Raw genomic sequence first — 20,806 nt, 5'->3', positions numbered from 1 at the left:
CACCCGGAGCCCCCAAAAGAGTGTGAGCCGTCCCGAACGGTGAACAACTGTCGGTAGAGTGGGTCTGTTGCGCTTGAAACCACCGGAAGTGCTCGCCCGAAGGGGACGTCGTGGACCCCGACTTCCTTCCCGATGCCATCGACCTCGACCGGCCGAACATCGCGCGCATCTACGACTGGGCCCTCGGCGGCACCGCGAACTGGGCGATCGACCGGCAGTACGGCGAGCAGGCGGTGCAGGCGTTCCCGCTCGCGAAAACCCTCGCCCGCAGCAACCGCGACTTCCTCGGCCGGGCCGTCCGCTACTGCCTCTCCCACGGCATCACGCAGTTCCTCGACCTCGGCAGCGGCATTCCCACGGCGGGCAACGTGCACGAGGTGGCCGACGACTACGCCGACGACAGCCGGTGCGTGTACGTCGACCACGAGCCGGTGGCCGTCGCGCACGGGCGGATGCTGCTGGAGGAAGCGGGGGATCCCGACCGGCACGCCGTGCTGCACGCCGACCTGCGCGACGTCGAAGACGTCTGGGAAGGCGCGCTGGCCACCGGCGTCCTCGACCCCGACCGGCCGATCTGCCTGCTGACCGTGGCGGTGCTGCACTTCCTGCCGGACGTCACGGGCGTGCGCGAAGCCGTCCGCGACTACCGGAGGCTGCTGGCGCCCGGATCGGCGTACGTCCTTTCGCACGCGACCGAAACCGGCGTCGAAGGCGAAGAGCTGGAGCAGATCCGGCGGCTGGTCAAGCTGTCGGAGCGGTCGAGCTCGCCCGCGGTTTCCCGGTCGCTCGACGAGATCGCCGCGTTCTTCGGTAACTTCGAGGTGGTCGAGCCGGGAATCGTGCCTGTGGGAGAGTGGCGCCCCGAGCCCGGCGCCGCCACGGTCCCCCTCGCGAGCGTGGTCGGCGGTGTCGGCCGCAAGCCTGGAGGACAAGATGACGAAGGATCCCGAAGCGCCTGAAGGCGTCGACCTGGAGCGGCCGAACGCGGCGCGCATCTACGACTGGTTCCTCGGCGGCACCGCCAACTGGGCCATCGACCGGCAGTTCGGCGAGCAGGCCGTCAAGACGTTCCCGATGATCAAGACGGTCGCCAGGGTCGGCCGCGACTTCCTCGGCCGCGGCGTCCGGTACCTGGCGCGCAACGGCGTCGACCAGTTCCTCGACCTGGGGTCGGGTGTCCCGACGGTCGGCAACGTCCACGAGGTCGCGGCGGAGGTGAACCCGGACGCGCGGTGCGTGTACGTCGACAACGAGCCGGTGGCGGTGGCCCACTCCCAGATCCTGCTGGAGCGCGAAGGCGTCGCGGACCGGCACGCGGTGCTGCACGGTGACCTGCGCGACCCGGCCGACATCTGGAAGCGCGCGCTCGACACCGGAGTGCTCGACCAGAACCGCCCGATCGGCCTGATCATGGTCGGCGTCCTCTACTTCCTCGGCGAAGACGAGCCGGTGGCCGAGACCATCCAGAAGTACCTGTCCCTGCTGCCGTCGGGCTCGTACTTCCTGTCCTCGCACCTGACGAGCGACGGCTTGGAAGGGATGGCCGACGCGGAGAGCCGCGAGTCGATCATGAAGCAGTACGACCGGTCCAGCACCCCGCTGCACCTGCGGACGCGCGCGGAGTTCACGTCGTTCTTCGCCGGGCTGGAGCTGGTGGAGCCGGGCATCGTGTACCTCCCGGAGTGGCACCCGGAGGAGATCGAGTCGAGGGCCACGAAGAAGCTCGCGAACGACCCGGCGTTCGTCGGGCACCTGTGCGGCCTCGGCCGCAAGCCGTGACGGCTGCCTATGACCCCGCCGCCCCCTATGACACGGTTGCGGTCCAGTACGCCGAGTTCGTCCGGGACATCTGGGACGACCACCCGCTGGACCGCGCCGCGTGGACGGCGTTCGCGGATTCCGTGCGCGGCCGCGGCCCGGTCGCCGACCTCGGCTGCGGCCCCGGGCACCTCACCGCGCACCTGCGTGCACTGGGGCTCGACGTGTTCGGCGTCGACTTGTCCCCGGCGATGATCGAGCTGGCCCGCGCCGCGGAGCCCGCGCTGCGGTTCGAAGTCGGTTCCATGACGGCGCTGGACGTCCCCGACGCGTCGCTGGCCGGGATCCTGACGTGGTACTCGGTGATCCACATGCCGCCGGCGGAGGTGCCGGGCGTCTTCGCCGAGTTCACCCGGACGTTGGCCCCGGGTGGTCACGTTCTGTTGGGCTGCTTCGAATCCGACGGCGGGCCGGTGACGGAGTTCGATCACAAGGTCACGACGGCCTACCGCTGGCCCCTGGACGAACTGGCGTCGATGGCCGCCACCGCGGGCCTCACCGAAGCCGGGCGGATGTACCGCGCCCACGCGGAAGGGGAGCGCCCCTTCCGTCAGGGCCGCCTCTTCCTGCGAAAGCCCTAGCCTGCCCAAGACGAGAGCCCCGGTTCCGCAGGGAACCGGGGCTCTTTGTGGTGGTACGGCAGTTCAGGGCTTCAGGCGCGCGAACCGATGCGGCCGCGCAGCAGGGGCGTCAGGTCGATCGAGGCCTCGAGCGGCCGGGTGGTGCGGACCCCGTCGGAGTGGCGCTGCAGCGGGAGGTCCTGGTCCGTCGCCCACGTCGTGGTCTTGCGCAGCGGCGCCTGGATCAGGCTGAAACCGAAGCGGTTCCTCAGTTCGTTCCCGATTCCGCGGCGGCCACGGTGCTGCTCTTCCTCGCGGCGCAACAGCGAGTTCAGCCGGACGGCCATCGTCTACACCCCCAGCTCTCGTCGCGGTGACCGGGCCCGTTCGCCGCCGATCAGTCCGAGACAGGGTTCGCACGGCATGCCGGCCCCGGGGACCAGCCATTCGACATCGGAGCGCGTAAGCGCTTCCCCGCACTTGGCTCCGACTGTGTCATTCGGGGCTTCGCCCCGGCCGGGGGCTTCGCCACCCGGACCCCCTGAACGACGCTGGTCATTCGTCCCACGGGCGGCGTCCAGCTCGAAGACGTGGACGACCCGGCGGGTCTCGCCGGCGGTTCCCCTGGCGAGCCTGCCCACGATCCGCACGCCGGGTGGCGCACTGTCCTCGACGATCACGCTGATCCCCCATGAGGTCGTGGCCGTGGCTTGGATCGGTTCGGTTCCGGCATTCGTCCTGTGTCGACGACCGCCCGTCGCGGGCAGGCTGTCGTTCGCCGACGCCGGCGCCCCGGCCGATGCGATTAATCCTACTCCTGGAATAATCTTCATGTCGAGGCCGGATCCAGTTGATCACCCGCTTGGCCCTGTGGCGTACTCCATTGAGACACTGAGTAACCGGGAGCGGGTACCTTCGACCAGGTCACGGCCGCGCCCCCCAACGATCCTCGGAGGTACGACCCATGGCGGATTATCCGTCGTTCGCGGATTACGATCCGAACACGGCCGTGTCCCTGTTCCAAGAGGCCGCCTGGGAGAAGTCGTTCGCCAGCGAGCCCAACGGCGGCAGCTGCGTCGAGGTCAACCTGGGTCGCGAAGGCATGATCGGCGTGCGGGACACCAAGCTCGCGAGCAGCCCGGTCTTCGTGTTCGACACCGCCGAGTGGGAAGCGTTCCTGATCGCCGTCAAGGCGGGGCAGTTCGACCTGCCCGCCTGAGCCCGCTGCCGCGCCGGTGATCATGATCACCGGCTTGTTCCCGGCTGTCCGCGCAAAAATGGTGAAGGCCCCCTTCCCCGTCCTCTGCGGTGAAGGAGGCCTTCGCGACGCCTTGGATACGCCTGAGCGCCGGATGTGAGCGAAGTCTCACCCGATTGCCGGAAGCTCCCCACCCCGCAGCCGGCCGCGGGTCCGGCGCCAGGCGACCACGACGAGCACCACCAGCCCGATCAGCGGCAGCGTGCTGATCGCCCAGCTCACGCCCATCGGCGGCCCCGGCTGTTCCTGCACCGGCAACGCGCGCAGCTCGCCGGTGCCGGACCCGGCGGGCCCGTTGACGGTGAAGTGGAACGTCCAGGCACCCGGCCGCGGCATCGAGCGGACGTCGAGCCCCCAGACGTCGCGTTTGCGCGGGTGGCGGACCAGGGGCTGGGCGCGGTTCTTCCCGCCCTCCGGGTTGATCAGCGTGAGCGTGCCGGACTTCCCCTCGATCCCGCCGTCGGGGATGAACGTGAAGTCCAGTGACTGCATGGCTTTCACCGGCCAGGTGCTGAACCCGATCGTCAGGCCGTACGGCCCGGCCTGCACCCGCTCGGTGTGCACGATGTTGACCGGCTCGTAGGCGTTCGCCGGTGCCGCGGTGGCGAACAGCAGGCCGGCGACGGCAGCTAGGGCGAGCACAGTCCGCCTTATGGGGGTTCCGGGTGGCGGAGCCCCCGGCCGGGGCGGAGCCCCGATTGACAACGTCTTACGCATCAGCGGTTTCCCCCTTCTTCGCGGGCGCCAGCAGGCAGAGCATCCCGCCGAACCGCCACCCGGCGAACCCGCCGAGCAGCCCGAAAGCCGCGCTGAGCACGGCGGTCGTCGTCAGGTACCAGGCCGGCGGCAGGTGCGCGTAGGTGTAGAGCAGGACGCGCTGCACCGGCAGGCTCAGCCCGAGCAGCAGCCCGGCGATCCCGCCGGCGACCACGGACACCCGGCCCGCGCGCCACCCCCGGCGCCGGCCGGCGAGGTACACCAGCTCCATCAGCCCGGCCACCGGCAGCAGCGCGAGCGGCGCCAGCGACGGCATCTCCGGCACGCCCGAGATCGTGTCCCGCAGCGGCAGGTCGACCAGGTCGGCGTACGCCTTCGCCGCCCACGGCGAGAACCACCAGAAGACGCCTTGCACCGCCGCGACCATCGCCGCCGTGCCGATCGCGCCGCCCGGACGGCGGAGGAACCCGGCGCCGACGGCGACCAGCAGCACCGCCATCATCGACGTGCCGATCGCGACGGCGTCGGCGTAGTCGTCCGGCACCTGCTGCAGTCCCAGTGCCAGCACGGGCGCGAAGGTCAGCAGCACGGTCAGCGAAGCGAGCGTGCCGAGCCGGCCCCAGCGGTGCTCACGGGCCGCGGCGAACACCGCGGTCGTGCCGATCAGCGACACCGTGATCGACAGCAGCAGCCCGATGTGCGGCGGCGAGTCGATGACCGCGTCGAAGCCGTAGAGCCCGTGCCACCACTGGTCCCACAGCCCGTACAGCAGGAACGTCGCCGCGCCGACGCCGGAGACCAGGTAGCCCAGCGGTGCCGCGAACGTCCGGCCGAAGACGTTGACCACGCGCCCGCCGACCCGCGGGTCGGCCGGCCGTCCCGCGCGCCGCGCCGCCGTCGTCAGCAGCACGACGGCGAGGCTCGCCAGGCCGACGACCGCGCTGCCCGCGTACAGGAACAGGTGCGGCAGCGTGAAGAACGTGTCCGGCCCGACGTCGCTGTGCCACTGGATGTCCCAGGTGAGCCCGACCAGTGACAGCAGCGACCCGCCGAGCACGACGTTCGCGGGCAGCAACCCCGTTCGCGCTTGTTTCGCGACCGACGCCGTGTGGACGCCGGATGCGGTGAGATCCATTCCCCCGACCCTCCTTTATTTGACCAGTAACGGAAAGACGACCTGCGCGGGCCCACCGGGGCCGCGCAGCGACACGGTGATCTCCCACTGCCCGGCCATCGGCAGCCCGACGTCCACGGCGCGGAATCGGCCGGGCCCGTCCGGCCCGGCGGGCACCGGCGCGAACGCGTGCCCCATCTGCGCCATGACCGGCGCGACCGTGACGGCGTCGGGCGCGGGCCCGGTGACGCCGAGCGCGAACGTGTTGCCGCCAATGCGTGGCTCGTCCGCGGAGAACTGCACGGTGTACGGCCCCGAAACCGCTTGCTGGGTAGTGGGTTTCGTCCCGCTGCCGCCCCAAAGCAGCCACGCGGCCCCGGCGGCGACGACCAGCGCGACGATGGCGATGAGCACGGTTGGGCGTTTCATCGGACGGCTCCCGTCGTCGGGACGTCCACCACGGCGGGGATCGTGAGCACGCGGTAGCCGCGTTCGGCCTGCAGCCAGATCCGGTACCGGCCCGGCGCGGCGAAGGTGTAGGTGAAGCTGACGTCCGGGCCGTACGCGGCCACGGTCTCGTCGGGGCGGTCGAGCTGCCCCGCGACCGGCGGGATCATGGCGTGGACGTGCGCCCAGGTGGGTGCCTTCGCGGCGCTTTCCCCGACCGGCCCGGTGATCGGCCCCGCGACGATGAGGTGACCGAGCATGCCCAGCCACGGCTGGAGGTCCTGGGTCCGGAAGTGCGCGGTGATCGTCGACGGCGTGCCCGGGCTGATCGTGAGGTCCACGGGGGTTCCGTCGACCGTCCGCGGCCCGGTGCCCGCGGGTTCGGGAGCGGGTGCCGCGGTGCCCGTCATGTCCACAGTGGACCGTGCGAGCTGGACTCCGCCGCCGCGCCGGACGAGTTCCGCGGCGACGGCGTACGTGCCCGCTTCCGGATCGGCGAGGCCGACGCGGTAGTCGCCGGGGCCGACGCGCACCGGGTGCAGGTGGCTCATCCGGCCGGACGGCGAGACCACGACGAGGTGCACGAGGGCGTTGTCGTGGATGAGCAGGTCGTCGACCGGACGTCCGGTGGCGCCGTCGGTGAGGCTCAGCCGCAGCTCGCCGCGTTCGGCGCGGACGGCCAGGTTCACCGGCGGCCGCGAGTAGTCCACGGTGGACAGACGAGCGTTGGCGTACGGGTCGGTGACGTTGTCGAACGTCGGGTCGAGCTGGCTGCCCGGCGCGGGCGGCGGGGGAGTGCTCGCCGACAGCAGGGCTCCCGTGACGGCGACGGCGATCGCGGCGACCACGCCGCCCGCCGGGATCAGCGCGAAGGCGGTGCGCCTCGCTCTGACCCCGACGATCAGGGCGAGCAGCAGGAACGCGCCGGCGGCGACGAACCCGCCGTAGGTCGCCTTCTCCCACGGCGGGACCACGCGAGCCGGCACGATGAACGGGATCGTGGCGGCCGGGCCGGTGCCGTCGCTCAGCGAGAGCTCCCACGGTCCCGGCTTGTCGACGCGCAGATCCCCCGCGTAGACGCCCGGTTCGGCGCCGAGGACGACGTCGGCCCGCGACGTCACGACGCCGTCGGCCGCGACGGTCAGGTGCAGCGTGCCGGGCGCGGTGCCCCGGTGCGTCACGACGTCGACCCGCAGCGGCGACGGAGTCACGTCGACCCGGCGGATGATCACGGTCAGTTCCCGCGCACCCAGCGTCTGCGCGACCTGGATGTCGGCGCCGGACGGCGCCCCGTCGGCGTGCGCGGTCCCGCCGCCGGCGGCGATCCCCAGTGCGGCCAGCAGCAGCAGTAACGCGAGTTTCGGTTTGCTCCCCATCGTGCTTCGAACCTAGCCAGGCCGCGGCGTGGCGGGCGTCACGGCGGCGAGGGAACTCCGGTCCCCAGTTCGGGGGACCGGAGCACCCGGGGAACTCAGGGGTTCAGGAACTTCCGCAGGTGCGCGACGACTTCGTCCGGCTGTTCCTCGGGCAGGAAGTGGCCGCATTCGGCGAGGGCCGCGCCGGTGACGTCGTTCGCGTACTCCTGCCAGATTTCGAGCGTCGGGAGCGTGCCGAGCAGGCCGTTCGCGCCCCACAACGCGAGGAGTGGCTGGGTGACGCGCTTGCCGGCTTCGTAGTCGGCGTCGTCGAGTTCGGCGTCGTCCGGGAAGGAGGCGCGGTAGTCGTCGAAGCCGGCCCTGAGCGCTCCGGGCTGGGAGAACGCGCGGACGTACTCGGCCTGCGCGTCGGCGCCGAGCCCTTGCCGCTGGTAGGTCCAGCGCTCGAAGAAGTAGCCGAGGTAGGCGGCGATGTTCTGGCCGGCGAGCAGTTCCGGGAGGTCGGGCTGGAGGTGGAAGAGCCAGTGCCAGTACGCCTTCGCGACGCCGGTGTCGAGCCGTTGCCACATCGCGCGGGTCGGGGCGATGTCGAGCACGGCGAGGCGTTCGACCTGGTCCGGGCGGTCGAGGGCCCAGCGGTGGGCGACGCGGCCGCCGCGGTCGTGCCCGGCGACGGCAGTCCTCGCGAACCCGAGGTGGTCGGCCAGCGCGGCGACGTCGGCGGCCATCGTGCGCTTGTCGTAGCCGCCCTTCGGTTTGTCAGTACGGCCGTAGCCGCGCAGGTCGGGGGCGATCACCGTGTGCGTCTCGGCGAGCGGCCCGATGACCTTGTGCCAGCAGTGCGACGTCTGCGGCCAGCCGTGCAGCAGGAACAGCGGCGGGCCGTCCCCGGCCGTGCGGTAGTGCATCCGGATCCCGTTGACGGTGGCCATGCGTTCTAACCGGTTCATGGGGTTAGACGATAGCCCTGCTTCTAACTATCTTCAAGGGTTAGACTGGCCGCATGGAGTGGGCCTTCGACGGCGGACGGCCGTGCCTCGACCTGGTCAACACGCTGCGCTCCCGGTACGCCGAGGGTGTCGAGATGCTGACCGGGCCCGACGCGCTGGCCGAGTGGCTTTCGCTCGCCGGGTTCACGGCGGGGCCGGTGCCGGTGACGGCGGGGAACGTGCTGGCGGCGAAGGCGTTGCGGGAGGCGATCGACCGCGTCCTGCTGCCGCCCGAGGTGCCGGAGAAGATGGACCTCGAGCTGGTCAACAACGCGGCGGCCGCGGCACCGGCGCCCCCGCCGCGCCTGGTGCTTGCCGACGGCGTGCTGAGGCGCGAGGTCCCGGCCCCGAAGGACCCGGTGGCGGCGGCGTTCGCCGTCCTGGCGGCCGACGCGATCGACTTGGCGACGAGCGGCGCGGAGGTGCGGATCTGCGCGGCGGACGACTGCGGCCTCCGGTTCTGCGACGCGTCACCGCGGCGGAACCGCCAGTGGTGCTCGATGGCGCGGTGCGGGAACCGGGCGAAGGCCCGGGCGCACTACGCGCGGATCAGCGGTCGTGAGTGAAAAGGCGGGTGAGAACACTGTTTTTCACTCACGACCCCCGCCGCGGACCAGCAACCGATACGCCTGCGGGTGCGCGCGGAACCAGACGTTGAGCTTCCCGATCCACCGCATGTACGACGTCCGCAGCGAAGCCGGGATCGGCGTGCTCACGAGCCGCACGGCGGTCGCGAAGCGGGTGAACCGCCGCTGGTCCCGGTCCGTCCACGGGAGACCGAGCCGCTCGCGGAACTCCGGTGGCAGCGTCGCCCGGATCAGGAACCGCTGCCCGCGCGCCTGCAGGTCCCGCACCGGCCGCCACCACGGATCCCGCAGCCACGCCGCCGGTTTCCGCACCGTCCGGATCGTCTCGAAGAGCGTGTCGATCGCCGGATTCCCGCCGAAACCGGCCACCATCGAGTCGTAGTAGCGCTCGAAAGCCGCCCAGTCCGGCGGCAGTTCGCGCTCACGCACCCCGAGCAACCGCCCGATGTCGCACATCTGCGCGTAGTACTCGTCCAGTTCGGACTGCCCGAGTGGCCGTCCGAAAAACCGTTGCACGTCAACGGGAACCTTCACCAGCGTCGCGTGCACCCACGCATACGCCCCGGGGTCGAGCGCGCTGTACCGCTGCCCGTCCGCAACTCCGGTGAACGTGCGGTGCAGCTCGCGTAGGCGGGTGGCCTCGACCCGGGCTCCGGCCGGACCGCCGTAGACGTAGATCGACAGCGACGCGCCCGTCCGCATCAGCCGGGTCCACGGGTCTTCGGCGTAGTCCGAATGGTCCCGCACGCCGGCCGCGACGACCGGGTGCGCCACCTGCAGCACCAGCACCTGCCCGGCCAGCAGCACGTCGCGGAAGTCGCCGAAGTACTTCCACGCCGCCGTGCCGCGGACGACCGGCGGGGCCATCAAGCCCCGCGGAGCAGCATCATCAGCGGTTCGGCGACCGGGGTGTCGGTCTCGCCGGTGGCCAGCCGCCGCAGCTGCAACCCCGCGATCAGCGCGACCACCGGACCGGCCAGCCGCCGCGCCTGCGGCACGCCCAGGGCTTCCAGGATCGTCACGGCCAGTTCGTCGTACGCCGCGAAGCAGCGCGAAGAAGCTTCGTGCAGCTCGGGATCCCGCGCGGACTGGAGGTACAGCTCGTGCGCGCCGAGCTCGTCGGCGCCGAAGGGCAGCTGCGCGATCACGTGCTCGACGACCGAAGCCGCCTGCTCCACGCTCAAGCCGTCCGCGCGGTAGCCGTCGACGATCGCGCCGAGCTTCGCCGTCTCGTCCTCGACGAACAACAGCATCGCTTCGCGCAGCAACGCCGTCTGGCTGGGGAAGTGGTAGGTCAGCGTGCCGAGTGAGACACCCGCGGCGGCGACGATCCGGCGGTTCGTCAGCCCGCCGACGCCGTGTTCGCCGACGACGGTCAGCGCGCCGCGCAGGATGGCCTCCCGCGTGCTCACCACCTTGTCGCGGGATGCCGCTCCGGCCACCGTTCGACCTCTTCCAGTTGCGCGGCGAGGGAGATCAGCCGCTCCTCGGCGTGCGACGGGCCGAGCAGCTGCGCGCCGAGCGGGAGCCCGCCGTCCGTCAGCCCGGCCGGGACGTTGACCCCCGGCCAGCCCAGCACGTTCCACGGCCAAGCGTACGGGCAGGCGGCGATCATGGCCTGGTCGGTCTCCCAGCCGGACAGCCCGTCGAACGTGCCGATCGGCGGCGGCGGGGTCGCGGTGGTCGGGGTGAGCAGGACGTCGACGCGGCCGAACACCGAGCCGATCCGCCGGTGCAGGCCCGGCTCGAGGGCGCGTGCCAGCCGCAGCGCGGGCCCGGCCAGCAGACGGCCGTGGCCGGCGTTGCTGCGCGTGCGCGGGTCGAGCCCGGCCCGGTCGGGCACCCGCAGGGTCCAGTCGCGGACACCGGTGAGCGAGCGCGGCAGGAACGTCAGGCCGATCAACCCGTAGTCCGGTTCGACCTCGACGATCTCGTGGCCCAGCCCGGCGAGGGACTCGGCGAGCCGCCGCACGCTCGCTTCGACGACCGGGTCGAGCCGGGTCTTGGTGGCGGTGAAGGGGATCCGCGTCGACAGGCCGATCCGCAGCCGGCCGGGTTCACGCGCCGCGGCAGCCTGGAACGTCGTGCCGGTGGCGGCGGCGACGTCGAGCAGCAGGGCGGCGTCTTCGACGGTCCGGGCGAGCGGGCCGAGCACGGTCAGGCCGTGGAACAGCTCGCCGCCGGTCGGGATCCGCCCGCGCTGGGTCTTGATGCCGACCAGCCCGGTCCACGCGGCGGGGATGCGCACCGAACCGGCGCCGTCGGACCCGAGCGCGGCCGCGATGGCCCCCGACGCCACCGCGGCCGCGCTCCCGCCCGAAGAACCCCCGGGGGTGTGGCCGGGGTGCCACGGGTTCCGTGTCACGCCGAAGGCCGGGCCCTCGGTGAACGGCCACTGGCCCAGCTCGGGGGTGTTCGTCTTGCCGATGATCACAGCTCCGGCTTCGCGCAGCAGCGCGACGGCGGGCGCGTCGGATGTCGCGCACGGGAATTCGCCGACGCAGCCGAACGAAGTGGGCAGGCCGGTCAGATCGACGTCGTCCTTGATCGCGACCGGCACGCCCAGCAGCGGCGCGCGCTCGCCGGCAGCCAGGCGCCGGTCCGCGTCGGCGGCTTCGGCGAGGGCTTCGTCGTCGCGCAGGTGGCGGAAGGCGTTGAGCGTGGGCTGGCTCGCGTGCGCCCGGCCGAGTGCCGCCGCGGTGAGTTCGGCCGAGGTGATCTCACCCGCGGCGAGCTGCGCGGCCTGGGCGGCGAGGCCCGTGAAATCGAGGCTCGTAACGGTCATGGCGGCCCCCGAAAGTTCTCGTTCGTTCGAACGAACGTTACCGGATATCGCCGTCTTCCCGCCACTCCCGAACGCCCCAATGTGGCGTTGGTTGCGTCCAACGCACCCAATGTGGCGTTCGGTGCGTCAGATGCACCGAACGCCACATTGGGGCGCTCTAGAGTGGGCGGGTAGCCGAGCCTGGAGGGCCGATGACGTTCGACTTCGCCGGATTCCCGGATGCCGCGCTGGCCGCGATCCCCCGCGTCGACCTGGGCGGCTGGCCGACGCCGCTGCAGGCGGCGCCCCGGCTCGGCGAAGCACTCGGCCTGGCGAACCTGTGGCTCAAGCGCGACGACGTCCACCCGCTCGGCGCGGGCGGCAACAAGCTCCGCAAGCTGGAATACCACCTCGGTGCCGCGAGGGAAGCGGGCGCGGACACCGTGGTCACGTTCGGCGCGCTCCAGACCAACCACGGCCGCCAGACCGCCGCCGCGTGCGCGAAGCTCGGCCTGCGCTGCGAACTCGTCCTCACCGCCAAGGTCCCGCGTGACGGCGACGCGTACGAGCGGTCCGGCAACATCCCGCTGGACAAGCTGTTCGGCGCGACCGTCCACGTCTGCGCCGACGGCGAGGAGACCGGCCGCACCTACGACCGCCTGGTCGCCGAAGCCGCCCAGGACGGCCGGAAGGTCGCGACGATCCCCGTCGGCGGCTCGAACGACCTGGGCGCACTCGGGTACGTCCGCGCCACGCACGAACTCGCGACGCAGCTGGCGGAACGCGGCATCGAGCGCGCCCACCTCGTCGTCCCGCACGCCAGCGGCGGCACGGCCGCCGGCGTGGCTTTGGCCGCCGGGCTGCTCGGCGGCCTCGGTGTCGGCATCGCCTGCGTCAGCCACCCGCTCGACGAGGCCACGGAAAACCTGCGCGAACTCACGTCCGGAGCGGCGAAGCTGCTCGGCGTCGACCCGCCGTCGCTGAACCACGTCCGGCTGGGCGACTCCACGCTCGGCCCCGGCTACGGCATCCCGACCGACGCGGTCTGGAACGCGCTACGCCTCTTCGGGAGCACTGAGGGCGTCGTGCTCGACCCGGTCTACACGGGCAAGGTGGCCGCCGCGCTGATCGAATGGGCCGGCCACTTCGCCCCGGACGACCACGTGGTGTTCCTGCACACCGGCGGCATGCCCGGCCTGTACGGCTACGCGCCCGAATTCACGGCGGCCGTCGAAGGCTGACTCCAGCCGGGTCGCCAGCCACAGCAGCGTGCCGAGCAGCACGACGTCGGCGAGCAGCAGCAGCCGCTGCATGACGCCGATCGGGAAGACCGCGGAAATCTCCGGGAACGGCGAGACCCCGGCCTCGCTCAGCCGCACGAACACGAAACTCAGGGCGAACAGCGCGAACGCGCCCGCGGTCAGCCGGATCGCCCGCACCACCGCGACGCGCTCCGGCCGGTCCTTCAGCGGCTCCAGCAGCGAGATCGCCGCGCCGGGCAGGCTGCAGAACGCGACCAGGCACGCGTAGAGGTGGATCTCGCCGCTCACCGGGTCCGGTGCCTCGGGGTAGCTCGCCGGGAAGATCGCGGCCGCGGCCAGCCCGAGCGCCCAGAGGGCGAGCAGCAGCCGGGTCGTCCGTGACAGCGGAACGCCGGCGACCTGCAGCGCGCCGAGCACCGCGAGCGACCCGATGGCCAGCGAGAGCACGCTCGCCGCGAGCATCCCTTCGCCGCGGTCGGTCACGGTGTAGCTCGACAGCGTGTCGTACACCGGATTGCGTGAGCTGACCACGTGCAGCACCACGGCCGTGAACAGTCCCCACCCGATCGCGCCCAGCGCGACGAGCCGCCACGGTCTCGTCCGCTTTCCCGCTTCCATCCCCATGCGTCCAGGGTCGCCGGAAACGCCACCGCCGTGATCAGGGAAGACCCTGATTAACCCCCGGATTCGAAATCGACCAGGACGAGTGCCTGGTCGTCGTGCCGCTTCGGGCGGGGCCAGCGTTCGCCGTCCGGATCCTGCTTCTCCGCGGTGCGAATGGCGTCCAGCACCGCGTCCGGGCCGTCGGCACGGGTGATCGCCAGGACCTCGCGCCAGCCGAACAACGCGTACTGGTCGACGCCGATGGACACGCCGTCGCTGGCGAGCAGCACCGCGTCGACGTCGGCTCGCCGCCAGCTGCGCCGGACCGCGTGCGCGGCGGCGCCCGGGTCGGCTTCGGCGACCCAGAAGCCGTCGTGGGCGTTGCGACGGCGCCGGACGTCGGCGCCGGTCTGGAGCATCCCGCGCCGCCGCAGCCGGGCCAGCCGGTCGTCCGATACGACGTCGACGCCGAAGCCGCCGAAGCCGATCACCGGGCTGTCGGCCAGCACCAACGCGTCGACGCGGTCTTCGAGCCAGCGCACGGCCGCGACCGTGCTCGACGGCGACTGCTGCGGCCGCAGCCGGTTCGCCGCCGTGACCTCGGCGATCGCCGAGGTCAGCAGCTCGGTCAGGTCGGTGTCGGGGTGCGCGCGGAGGTCGTCGGCGAGGCGCCGGGCCAGCCGTTCCGCGTACCAGCCTCCGGGGGGTTGCGAGGGGTCCGACGAGGTGGCGCCGTCGAGGACCAGGACCGCGTTGTCCAGCACGACGATGTGGTCTTCGGTGGGGCGTGGGTGGCCGTCGGCGCCCACCCCGGCCCGTTCGGCGAACGCGATCTCGGGCATCACCCGACTGTACGTCGCCGGTCCGGACGGTTCGCGCTGAGCGTGTCAACTTCGGTTGACAAGACCGGGAATGTCAACGTAGGTTGACGGGCATGACGGAAGCGACGGACCTGGCCGCCCGGGCCGGCGACCGCGATCCCCGGGTGGGACTGCGCGCGGTCGCCGCGCTCCGGCGGCTGTTGGAACAACTGGAGGCCGTGCAGGTCCGCAGTGCGCGGGTGCACGGCTGGTCGTGGCAGGAGATCGCCGCCGAGCTGGGGGTCAGCCGGCAGGCCGTGCACAAGAAGTACGGGAGGCACTGATGTTCGAGAAGTTCACCCAGGACGCCCGGATGGCCGTCGTCGAGGCCCAGATCCGGGCGCGCGCGACGAACGCCGACGAGATCGACACTCCGCACCTGCTGGCCGGGATCGCCACCGTCGACCCCGGTGACGGTGCCCGGTTGCTGACCGAGCTCGGGGTCTCGCGCGCCGACCTCGACGCCGACCTCGACCGGATCCGGCGCCGGGGCGGGGTCAGCGACGCGGACGCGGCCGCGCTGACCGAGTTCGGCATCGACGTCGACCGGATCGTCGAACGCGTGGAGGAGACCCATGGTCAGGGCGCCCTCGCCGTCGGCCGGGCGCGGCCCCGGCGCGGGCACATTCCCTTTTCCGACCGGGCGAAGAAGACCTTGGAACTGAGCCTCGAGGAGGCCCGGCGGCTGGGGGACGACTTCCTGGGTGCGGAACACATCCTGCTCGCGCTGGTCCGGCAGCAAAGCACGGACGAACTGCTCGCGCGGCGCGGCGTCGACTACGAGACGCTGCGCGGCGCGGTGGTGCGGCGGCGGGCGGGCTAGTGACGCTGCTGAGGCTCGCGCTCTTCGCGCCAGGTGGTCAGCGGCAGTACTGCCTGAGTGAGCGGGCCGATGGCGAGGGCGTAGAGCACGGTGCCGAACCCGACGGTGCCGCCGAGGGCGAACCCGGCGGCGACCACGGAGATCTCGAGGCAGGTGCGCACCAGCCGGACCGACCGGCCGGTGCGCGCCGCGAGCCCGGTCATCAGGCCGTCGCGGGCGCCGGGGCCGAGCCGCGCGCCGACGTAGGTGGCGGTCGCCAAGCCGTTCAGCGCGACGCCGCCGACCAGGAGGACGATTCGCCAGCTCAGGTCGTGCTGGTCCGGGAGAACCGCGCGGGCCAGGTCGACGACCACCGCGACGACCACGACGTTCGCCACGGTGCCGATGCCGGGGCGCTGGCGTAGCGGGATCCACAGCAGGAGCACGGCCAGCGAGATCAGGCCGGTCGCCGTGCCGAAGGTCAGCCCGGTGTGCTTCGTGACGCCTTCGGCCAGCACGCCCCAGGGTTCGAGGCCCAGGTGGGCGCGGGTGAGCATGGCGGAGCTGATGCCGTAGAGGGTGAGGCCGAACAGGAGCTGGACGCTGCGCCGGGCGGGGTCACGGGAGATCCGGACGGGCCGGAGATCGATCTGAGCCACGTGACCACTATCCGCGCTGAGTGGCCTTGTAAACCATAGCCAATTGCCGGATATTGGCCTTATGGAACCCGTGATCCCGCCAGGTGGGCGCGTCTCCGGTCCGCGATTGGCCGTCTTGCTGGGCTCGTGGCGACAAGGTGGCTCCCGCCAGGGCGCCGCGGACCTGGCCGCGGCCATCGAACTGCAGGTGCTGGACGGCCAGCTCCCGCTCGGCACCCGGCTGCCCGCCGAACGCGAGCTGGCCGACGCGCTCGGTGCCAGCCGGACGCTGATCGGCTCGGCACTGGACCGGCTGCGGGAGAACGGGTTCGTCGCCAGCCGCCGGGGCGCCGGTTCGTGGATCACCGCACCCGGACGGCGCCGCCGCGACGCGATCGTCCCGGACGGCGGCGACCTGATCGACTTCGCCCACGCGTCCCCGCAGGCCACGCCGGGCATGGTCGCGGCGGTCGACGCCGCGCGCTGCGCCCTCGTCGACCACCTCGGGCAGCACGGCTACGAGGAGCGAGGCCTGGCGGTTCTGCGCGAGAAGATCGCCCGGCGGTACACCGAGCGCGGGCTGCCGACGACGGCCGCGCAGATCATGGTCACCAACGGGGCGCACCACGCGTTCGTGCTGGTCCTGCGGATGCTGACCGGGCCGGGCGACCGCGTGCTGGTCGAGCAGCCGACGTACCCGAACGCCCTGGAGGCGATCCGGGCCGCGCACGCCATCCCGGTGCCGGTGGCGCTCGACCCGACCGGCGCCCGCGGCTGGGACATCGCCGGCGTCGACGCGGCGCTGCGCCAGGCGTCCCCGCGCCTGGCGTACCTCGTGGTCGACTTCCAGAACCCGACCGGCCTGCGCCTGGACGCCGAAGGCCGCGAACGGCTCGGCACGGTGCTCACCCGGGCCCGGACGCCGGTGGTGGTGGACGAAACCCTGGTCGAACTGGACCTCGAAGGCGACCCGCTCGACGGGCCGCCGCCGCTGGCGGCCTTCGCGGGCGACCTGGCGATCTGCGTCGGCTCGGCGTCGAAGTCGCACTGGGGCGGGCTGCGCCTGGGCTGGATCCGGGCGTCGGAGGACCTGCTCGGCCGCCTGATTTCGGCGCGCTACGCCGTGGACCTCGGCTCGCCGGTCTTCGAGCAGGTGGTGTTCTCGGAGCTGCTCGAGGCCGACGGCTGGGCGGCGCTGGCACGTCGTCGCGAGGAGCTGCGCCGCAACCGCGAGGCGCTGGCGGGCGCGGTGCGCCAGCAGCTGCCGGACTGGACGTTCACGCCGCCAAAGGGTGGCCTGTCGCTGTGGTGCCGCATCCCGGAGCCGGTCAGCTCGCGGCTCGCGGTGGCGTCGGCGAGCCACGGTCTCCAGGTGACGCCGGGGTCCCGCTTCGGCGTCCACGGCGGCCTGGAGCGCTGGATCCGGCTGCCGTTTTCGTTGCCACCGGAGAAGATCCACGAGGCGATCCGCAGGCTGAGCGCCGCGGCGGCGTCGGTACGGGGAACCCCGGCGTCACTGGACGCTCCGCTCGCCTGAACGAAACGAACCGGTGCGCTGGATGCGAGCCTGCTCCCAGGGATGGGCGGCGTTCATGTGCATCCAGCGCACCGGTTCGTCGTTCCACACTCCCGCTCACGGACGTGACCCCGTTCGCGGGTGCCGCGGCTTCCCGGCACAGCCCCTCGACGTGCCGGGAAGCCGGCGGCTCAGGTGCGCTCTCGGTACTGCGAGTCCTCGTTCGGCGCGGTGAGCGAGGACTCCCGGAGCGCGCCCGGTGTGGGTCCCGGCGCCGCGGGGGCAGCGCGGCGCCGGGACCGGGATCCGACCCGGCCGGGCGCGGTCGGCCGGTCGGAAAGACTGGGGTTCGGCATGGTTTTCGCCCCTGGGGTACGTCGGACGCGCCACGGCGTCACGAGACGTGAAAAGGCCACGGATTGCCTACTGGAGCAGGGGATTCGTCACGCCTCAGCGGCGTGGACGTGCGCCGAGTTGATCTTGTTTTGGACGCACTTGTCCCCGGCTGCCCGGTGCGGGGTCAGTCGGGGGAGGTGGTGGGCAGGGCGGCTTCCCGCCCCGCGCCGTCGACCTCGTGGTCGCGGCTGGTGCCGATCAGCTTGAGCTGAGTGGTGGTGACGTCGTCGGTGTGGACGGCGAACGCGTGACGAGCGCCGCCGGGGCCGTCGTGGCCGGGCGCGGCCACCGGCGCCGGAGCGCTGGGTGCGGTGCTGCCGCCCGGCAGGCCGGGAGTGGAGTCGCCGCCACCGCCGGTGGTGGCGTGGACGCCGGAGTCGCGCGGCCGTTCCTGGACCACCGGGAGCTGGTCCTGGTGCCGGAGGACGACCGGGCGCGCGACCGCGACCCGGCTCGTGGACTGCTGCGGGACGGCCGCTGTCGCCGGGGCCGCGACGGGCGCGGTTTCGGTCAGGACCGCGCCGGCGGCCTGGGTGGCGGTGCCGGTCACCAGGCCGGGCACGATCGCCGTGACGCCACCGGAGTTCGAGCTGCCGCCGAACACCGGGGCCAGCACGTCGTCGAGGGGCAGCAGCACGGGCGCGTTCGGGTTGCCCCCGATCGGCTGGGTGAGCGGCGCGAGAACCGTGTGGGACAGCGTGTTCGTGACGGCGCCGACCGTGCTCGTGACGGTCGTGAGCGTCCCGCCGACCACGTTCAGGACGCCGCCGACGAGCCCGCCGAGCAGGTCGCCGCCGGACGACGTCGCCTTCATGGTGACCGCCGGCTCTTCGGCCGCCGCAGTGTCCTTTGTGTTCTTCAGGGGCGCGGCCGGCGTCTCGTCGGCCTGCTGCTCCGGCGCCTCGCCGACGGGCTGTGTCGTTTCGGCGAGGGGCGAGGTCTTGACCGCCGGCTGGGTTTCGCTTGGAGGCGGCGTTTCGGCTGTGGACGGTGTTTCGTCCGGGTCGGCGCTGCTGCCGGTGTCCCTCTTCGGCTGCGCCGTGCACGCGTCGGCGCCGGTTTCGCGGTGGCTCTTGCGGTGCCTGCCGTGCGCGAACGGCTTCGCGGAATGGTCCACAGTGGAAACGGCGGGCGCCTGGGGGCACGCCGGCTGTTCGGCCGCCGAGGCGGTGCTGCCGGAGAGGGCCGCGCCGAGCAGCCAGCCCGCGAGGGTCAGGCCGCCCGCGACCAGGATCTTGGCGGCGGGCCGCTGCAGCGACGCCGTCCACGGGCGCGGCGCGCGTACGCGCGCGTGCGGGGCTTCGCCGAGGCCGGTTTCACCCGCTGTGAGCGCAGGCTGAAGGGGGGCGCCGCGGCGCACGTTCGCCGTGCTGCTCACCGCCACCACCACCGTCCGCGCCTGTTGCTCTCGCGATGCACGCTCGAGTCTGTTGTTGCTGGGGTCTTTCTCCGGCCAGGTCGCAGTTCCCCCGGGGCTGCACTCTTTCTAGCACCGCTCGGGAGTCTTTCATCTCTGCCGCCTTCGATCCAGCCCGTAAGGCGGAACGGCCCTACCGGGCAAGGTATCTGCGGCCGAGGAGTTGATCACTCTCAGTGCCGTTCGGGTGCTTGTCTGCGGCCATTCGGAGGAGTACTGCAAATTGCCACCTCCGCGGTTGACCTGATGTTTCCTGCCGGCGCATCGCCGTCCGTGCCGGAACGGTCGCGTTAGGTGCTCGTATCACGATTTCGGCGAGCCGTCCGCGAGAGGGCACCGGCACCGCGCCGAGACCCGGAAACCCGTTTCTTTCCGTGATCATGGCCGCGGTCCGTCGTCGCGCGAGCGCATCCTGACGGTCGCGGAGCGTGACAGCGGTGACCGACGTGAAGCCTTCGCCGCACCCCGATCGGCTGTCGGAAGGGGCGCGGCGCGGGCGTCCGGTCGTCAGACCAGTTTGCGCAATCGGGTGATGGCCTCGTCGATGACTTCGTTGCGCTTGCAGAACGCGAAACGCAGCAGGTGGTTCCACTCGTCCGGGTGATCGGTGAACACCTTCACGGGCACCGCGGCGACACCCGCCCTGGCGGGCAGTTCCCAGGCCAGGTCGGCGGCGTCGGTGAAGCCCAGCGGCCGCACGTCGACGCAGACGAAGTAGGTGCCCGCCGTCGGCCGCACGGCGAACCCGGCGTCGGCGAGCCCGGCCGAAAGCCGGTCGCGCTTCTCCTGCAGGCTCGCGCGGAGGCCGTCGACCCAGGGCAGCTCGTGGTCGAGCGCGTACGCGACGGCCGGCTGCAGCGGCCCGCCGGAGACGAAGGTGATGAACTGCTTCGCCGCCTTCACCGCGGCGACCAGCTCCGGTGTCGAGCAGACCCAGCCGATCTTCCAGCCGGTGCAGTTGAACGTCTTCCCGGCGCTGGAGATGCTCACCGTCCGCGGCCGCATCCCGGGCAGGGTGACCAGCGGGATGTGTTCCGCGTCATCGAACACGAGGTGCTCGTAGACCTCGTCGCAGATGGCGATCAGGTCGTGCTCGACGCAGAGCGCCGCCAGCGCCTCCAGCTCGGCACGGGTGAACACGGTCCCGGTCGGGTTGTGCGGCGAGTTGACGAGGATCGCCCTGGTCCGCGGGGTGACGGCGGCGCGCAGCCCGGCGATGTCGAGCCCGAACCGGCCGTCGGGGCCTTCGACGAGCCCGACGACCCGGCGCTGGGCGCCCGCCATGGCGACCGCGGCGGCGTAGGAGTCGTAGTACGGCTCGATGACGATGACCTCGTCACCGGGCTCGGTCAGCGCCAACAACGCTGCCGCAATGGCTTCGGTGGCGCCCGCGGTGACGAGGATCTCCGTGTCCGGGTCGTACTCGGTGCCGTACCGCAGCCGGTGCCGCGCGATGGCGGCCCGCAGCTCGGGCCGCCCGGGTCCCGGCGGGTACTGGTTGGCCCCGCCGAACAGCGCGTTCTTCGCCGCTTCGAGCATCCCGGCCGGGCCGTCGGTGTCCGGGAAGCCCTGGCCGAGGTTGACCGCGTCGTGCTTGACCGCGAGCGCCGTCATCTCGGCGAAGATGGTCGAGGTGAACGGCCGGAGGCGGGGGACGAGAGCAGGTTCGCGCACGATCAGCC

At 72.2% G+C, this 20,806-nt stretch carries 22 protein-coding genes and 1 pseudogene; 9 read left to right on the top strand and 14 right to left on the bottom strand.

Annotated elements, in window-relative coordinates; all coding sequences use genetic code 11:
• Positions 1-110 precede the first annotated feature (110 nt).
• From CF165_RS00585 to CF165_RS00575, 3 genes are read left to right on the top strand one after another with little or no spacing between them, the layout of a single operon-like run.
• The gene (locus CF165_RS00585; RefSeq protein ID WP_093945409.1) at positions 111-959 is read left to right on the top strand and encodes an SAM-dependent methyltransferase; all 849 of its coding nucleotides are present in this window, start codon (positions 111-113) and stop codon (positions 957-959) included.
• Positions 934-1,779: an SAM-dependent methyltransferase gene (locus tag CF165_RS00580; protein WP_093945408.1), complete on the top strand. Its 846-nt coding sequence runs from the start codon at positions 934-936 to the stop codon at positions 1,777-1,779. The genes CF165_RS00585 and CF165_RS00580 overlap by 26 nt, the downstream gene beginning before the upstream one ends.
• Positions 1,776-2,399 (top strand): class I SAM-dependent DNA methyltransferase, encoded by a 624-nt coding sequence (locus CF165_RS00575; protein ID WP_093945545.1) that lies wholly within the window; start codon positions 1,776-1,778, stop codon positions 2,397-2,399. The genes CF165_RS00580 and CF165_RS00575 overlap by 4 nt, the downstream gene beginning before the upstream one ends.
• A gap of 71 nt (positions 2,400-2,470) precedes the next feature.
• Here the strand turns inward: CF165_RS00575 and CF165_RS00570 are convergent, their stop codons facing one another.
• Complete coding sequence (locus CF165_RS00570) at positions 2,471-2,725, bottom strand: hypothetical protein (protein ID WP_093945407.1); 255 nt, start codon at positions 2,723-2,725, stop codon at positions 2,471-2,473.
• Positions 2,726-3,342: 617 nt separating this feature from the next.
• Here CF165_RS00570 and CF165_RS00565 point away from each other — a divergent pair.
• Positions 3,343-3,597, top strand: coding sequence for a DUF397 domain-containing protein (locus CF165_RS00565; protein WP_093945406.1), 255 nt, complete (start codon positions 3,343-3,345; stop codon positions 3,595-3,597).
• Positions 3,598-3,744: 147 nt separating this feature from the next.
• Here CF165_RS00565 and CF165_RS00560 read toward each other — a convergent pair whose 3' ends face one another.
• The 5 genes from CF165_RS00560 to CF165_RS00540 form a co-directional block, all read right to left on the bottom strand.
• Positions 3,745-4,290 (bottom strand): hypothetical protein, encoded by a 546-nt coding sequence (locus CF165_RS00560; RefSeq protein WP_093945544.1) that lies wholly within the window; start codon positions 4,288-4,290, stop codon positions 3,745-3,747.
• A gap of 55 nt (positions 4,291-4,345) precedes the next feature.
• Entirely contained in the window at positions 4,346-5,488 is a 1,143-nt protein-coding gene (locus CF165_RS00555) for a hypothetical protein (protein WP_093945405.1), read from the bottom strand.
• Between the two features lie 15 nt (positions 5,489-5,503).
• On the bottom strand, positions 5,504-5,896 hold the full coding sequence (locus CF165_RS00550) for a FixH family protein (protein WP_093945404.1): 393 nt from the start codon (positions 5,894-5,896) through the stop codon (positions 5,504-5,506).
• Complete coding sequence (locus CF165_RS00545; protein WP_205660735.1) at positions 5,893-7,290, bottom strand: DUF8832 domain-containing protein; 1,398 nt, start codon at positions 7,288-7,290, stop codon at positions 5,893-5,895. Before CF165_RS00545 ends, CF165_RS00550 begins: the two co-directional genes overlap by 4 nt.
• Positions 7,291-7,385: 95 nt before the next feature.
• On the bottom strand, positions 7,386-8,240 hold the full coding sequence (locus tag CF165_RS00540; protein ID WP_093945403.1) for an alpha/beta fold hydrolase: 855 nt from the start codon (positions 8,238-8,240) through the stop codon (positions 7,386-7,388).
• A gap of 53 nt (positions 8,241-8,293) precedes the next feature.
• Between CF165_RS00540 and CF165_RS00535 the strand changes: the two genes are divergently transcribed.
• Positions 8,294-8,845 (top strand): CGNR zinc finger domain-containing protein, encoded by a 552-nt coding sequence (locus CF165_RS00535; protein WP_093945402.1) that lies wholly within the window; start codon positions 8,294-8,296, stop codon positions 8,843-8,845.
• Positions 8,846-8,869: 24 nt separating this feature from the next.
• Here CF165_RS00535 and CF165_RS00530 read toward each other — a convergent pair whose 3' ends face one another.
• From CF165_RS00530 to CF165_RS00520, 3 genes are read right to left on the bottom strand one after another with little or no spacing between them, the layout of a single operon-like run.
• Positions 8,870-9,733: an oxygenase MpaB family protein gene (locus tag CF165_RS00530; RefSeq protein WP_093945401.1), complete on the bottom strand. Its 864-nt coding sequence runs from the start codon at positions 9,731-9,733 to the stop codon at positions 8,870-8,872.
• Positions 9,733-10,308: a TetR/AcrR family transcriptional regulator gene (locus CF165_RS00525; RefSeq protein ID WP_093945400.1), complete on the bottom strand. Its 576-nt coding sequence runs from the start codon at positions 10,306-10,308 to the stop codon at positions 9,733-9,735. The genes CF165_RS00530 and CF165_RS00525 overlap by 1 nt, the downstream gene beginning before the upstream one ends.
• Entirely contained in the window at positions 10,275-11,651 is a 1,377-nt protein-coding gene (locus tag CF165_RS00520; RefSeq protein ID WP_093945399.1) for an amidase, read from the bottom strand. Before CF165_RS00520 ends, CF165_RS00525 begins: the two co-directional genes overlap by 34 nt.
• Positions 11,652-11,842: 191 nt before the next feature.
• On the opposite strand from CF165_RS00520, the gene CF165_RS00515 reads away from it, so the two are divergent.
• Positions 11,843-12,871, top strand: coding sequence for a D-cysteine desulfhydrase family protein (locus CF165_RS00515; protein ID WP_093945398.1), 1,029 nt, complete (start codon positions 11,843-11,845; stop codon positions 12,869-12,871).
• 78 nt (positions 12,872-12,949) lie between these two features.
• On the opposite strand, the pseudogene CF165_RS00510 reads toward CF165_RS00515, so the two are convergent.
• Positions 12,950-13,510 (bottom strand): annotated as a pseudogene (locus tag CF165_RS00510) (DUF998 domain-containing protein); the annotation flags it as partial.
• Between the two features lie 56 nt (positions 13,511-13,566).
• Positions 13,567-14,337, bottom strand: a complete 771-nt coding sequence (locus tag CF165_RS00505) for a protein phosphatase 2C domain-containing protein (protein ID WP_167441294.1) — start codon at positions 14,335-14,337, stop codon at positions 13,567-13,569.
• A gap of 92 nt (positions 14,338-14,429) precedes the next feature.
• Between CF165_RS00505 and CF165_RS00500 the strand changes: the two genes are divergently transcribed.
• Together CF165_RS00500 and CF165_RS00495 are read left to right on the top strand one after the other, a co-directional pair.
• Complete coding sequence (locus CF165_RS00500) at positions 14,430-14,639, top strand: sigma factor-like helix-turn-helix DNA-binding protein (RefSeq protein ID WP_004559389.1); 210 nt, start codon at positions 14,430-14,432, stop codon at positions 14,637-14,639.
• Positions 14,639-15,178, top strand: a complete 540-nt coding sequence (locus tag CF165_RS00495; protein ID WP_093945396.1) for a Clp protease N-terminal domain-containing protein — start codon at positions 14,639-14,641, stop codon at positions 15,176-15,178. The genes CF165_RS00500 and CF165_RS00495 overlap by 1 nt, the downstream gene beginning before the upstream one ends.
• On the opposite strand, the gene yczE is transcribed toward CF165_RS00495, so the two are convergent.
• On the bottom strand, positions 15,175-15,816 hold the full coding sequence (gene yczE / locus CF165_RS00490) for a membrane protein YczE (protein ID WP_093945395.1): 642 nt from the start codon (positions 15,814-15,816) through the stop codon (positions 15,175-15,177). The two genes, CF165_RS00495 and yczE, sit on opposite strands and share 4 nt — an antisense overlap.
• A 61-nt stretch (positions 15,817-15,877) precedes the next feature.
• Here yczE and yczR point away from each other — a divergent pair, with 61 nt between their 5' ends.
• Positions 15,878-17,332 (top strand): MocR-like transcription factor YczR, encoded by a 1,455-nt coding sequence (yczR, locus tag CF165_RS00485; protein WP_167441293.1) that lies wholly within the window; start codon positions 15,878-15,880, stop codon positions 17,330-17,332.
• A gap of 499 nt (positions 17,333-17,831) precedes the next feature.
• Here yczR and CF165_RS00480 read toward each other — a convergent pair whose 3' ends face one another.
• Positions 17,832-19,085 (bottom strand): hypothetical protein, encoded by a 1,254-nt coding sequence (locus tag CF165_RS00480; protein WP_240521407.1) that lies wholly within the window; start codon positions 19,083-19,085, stop codon positions 17,832-17,834.
• A 546-nt stretch (positions 19,086-19,631) separates the two neighbouring features.
• Positions 19,632-20,798, bottom strand: a complete 1,167-nt coding sequence (locus CF165_RS00475) for a pyridoxal phosphate-dependent aminotransferase (protein WP_093945392.1) — start codon at positions 20,796-20,798, stop codon at positions 19,632-19,634.
• Positions 20,799-20,806: the final 8 nt, after the last annotated feature.

The sequence above is a fragment of the Amycolatopsis vastitatis genome (assembly GCF_002234595.1).
GTDB lineage: Bacteria > Actinomycetota > Actinomycetes > Mycobacteriales > Pseudonocardiaceae > Amycolatopsis > Amycolatopsis vastitatis.
The sequence above is the reverse complement of the archived record's forward strand: the minus strand, read 5'-3'. Positions and strand labels throughout refer to the sequence as shown.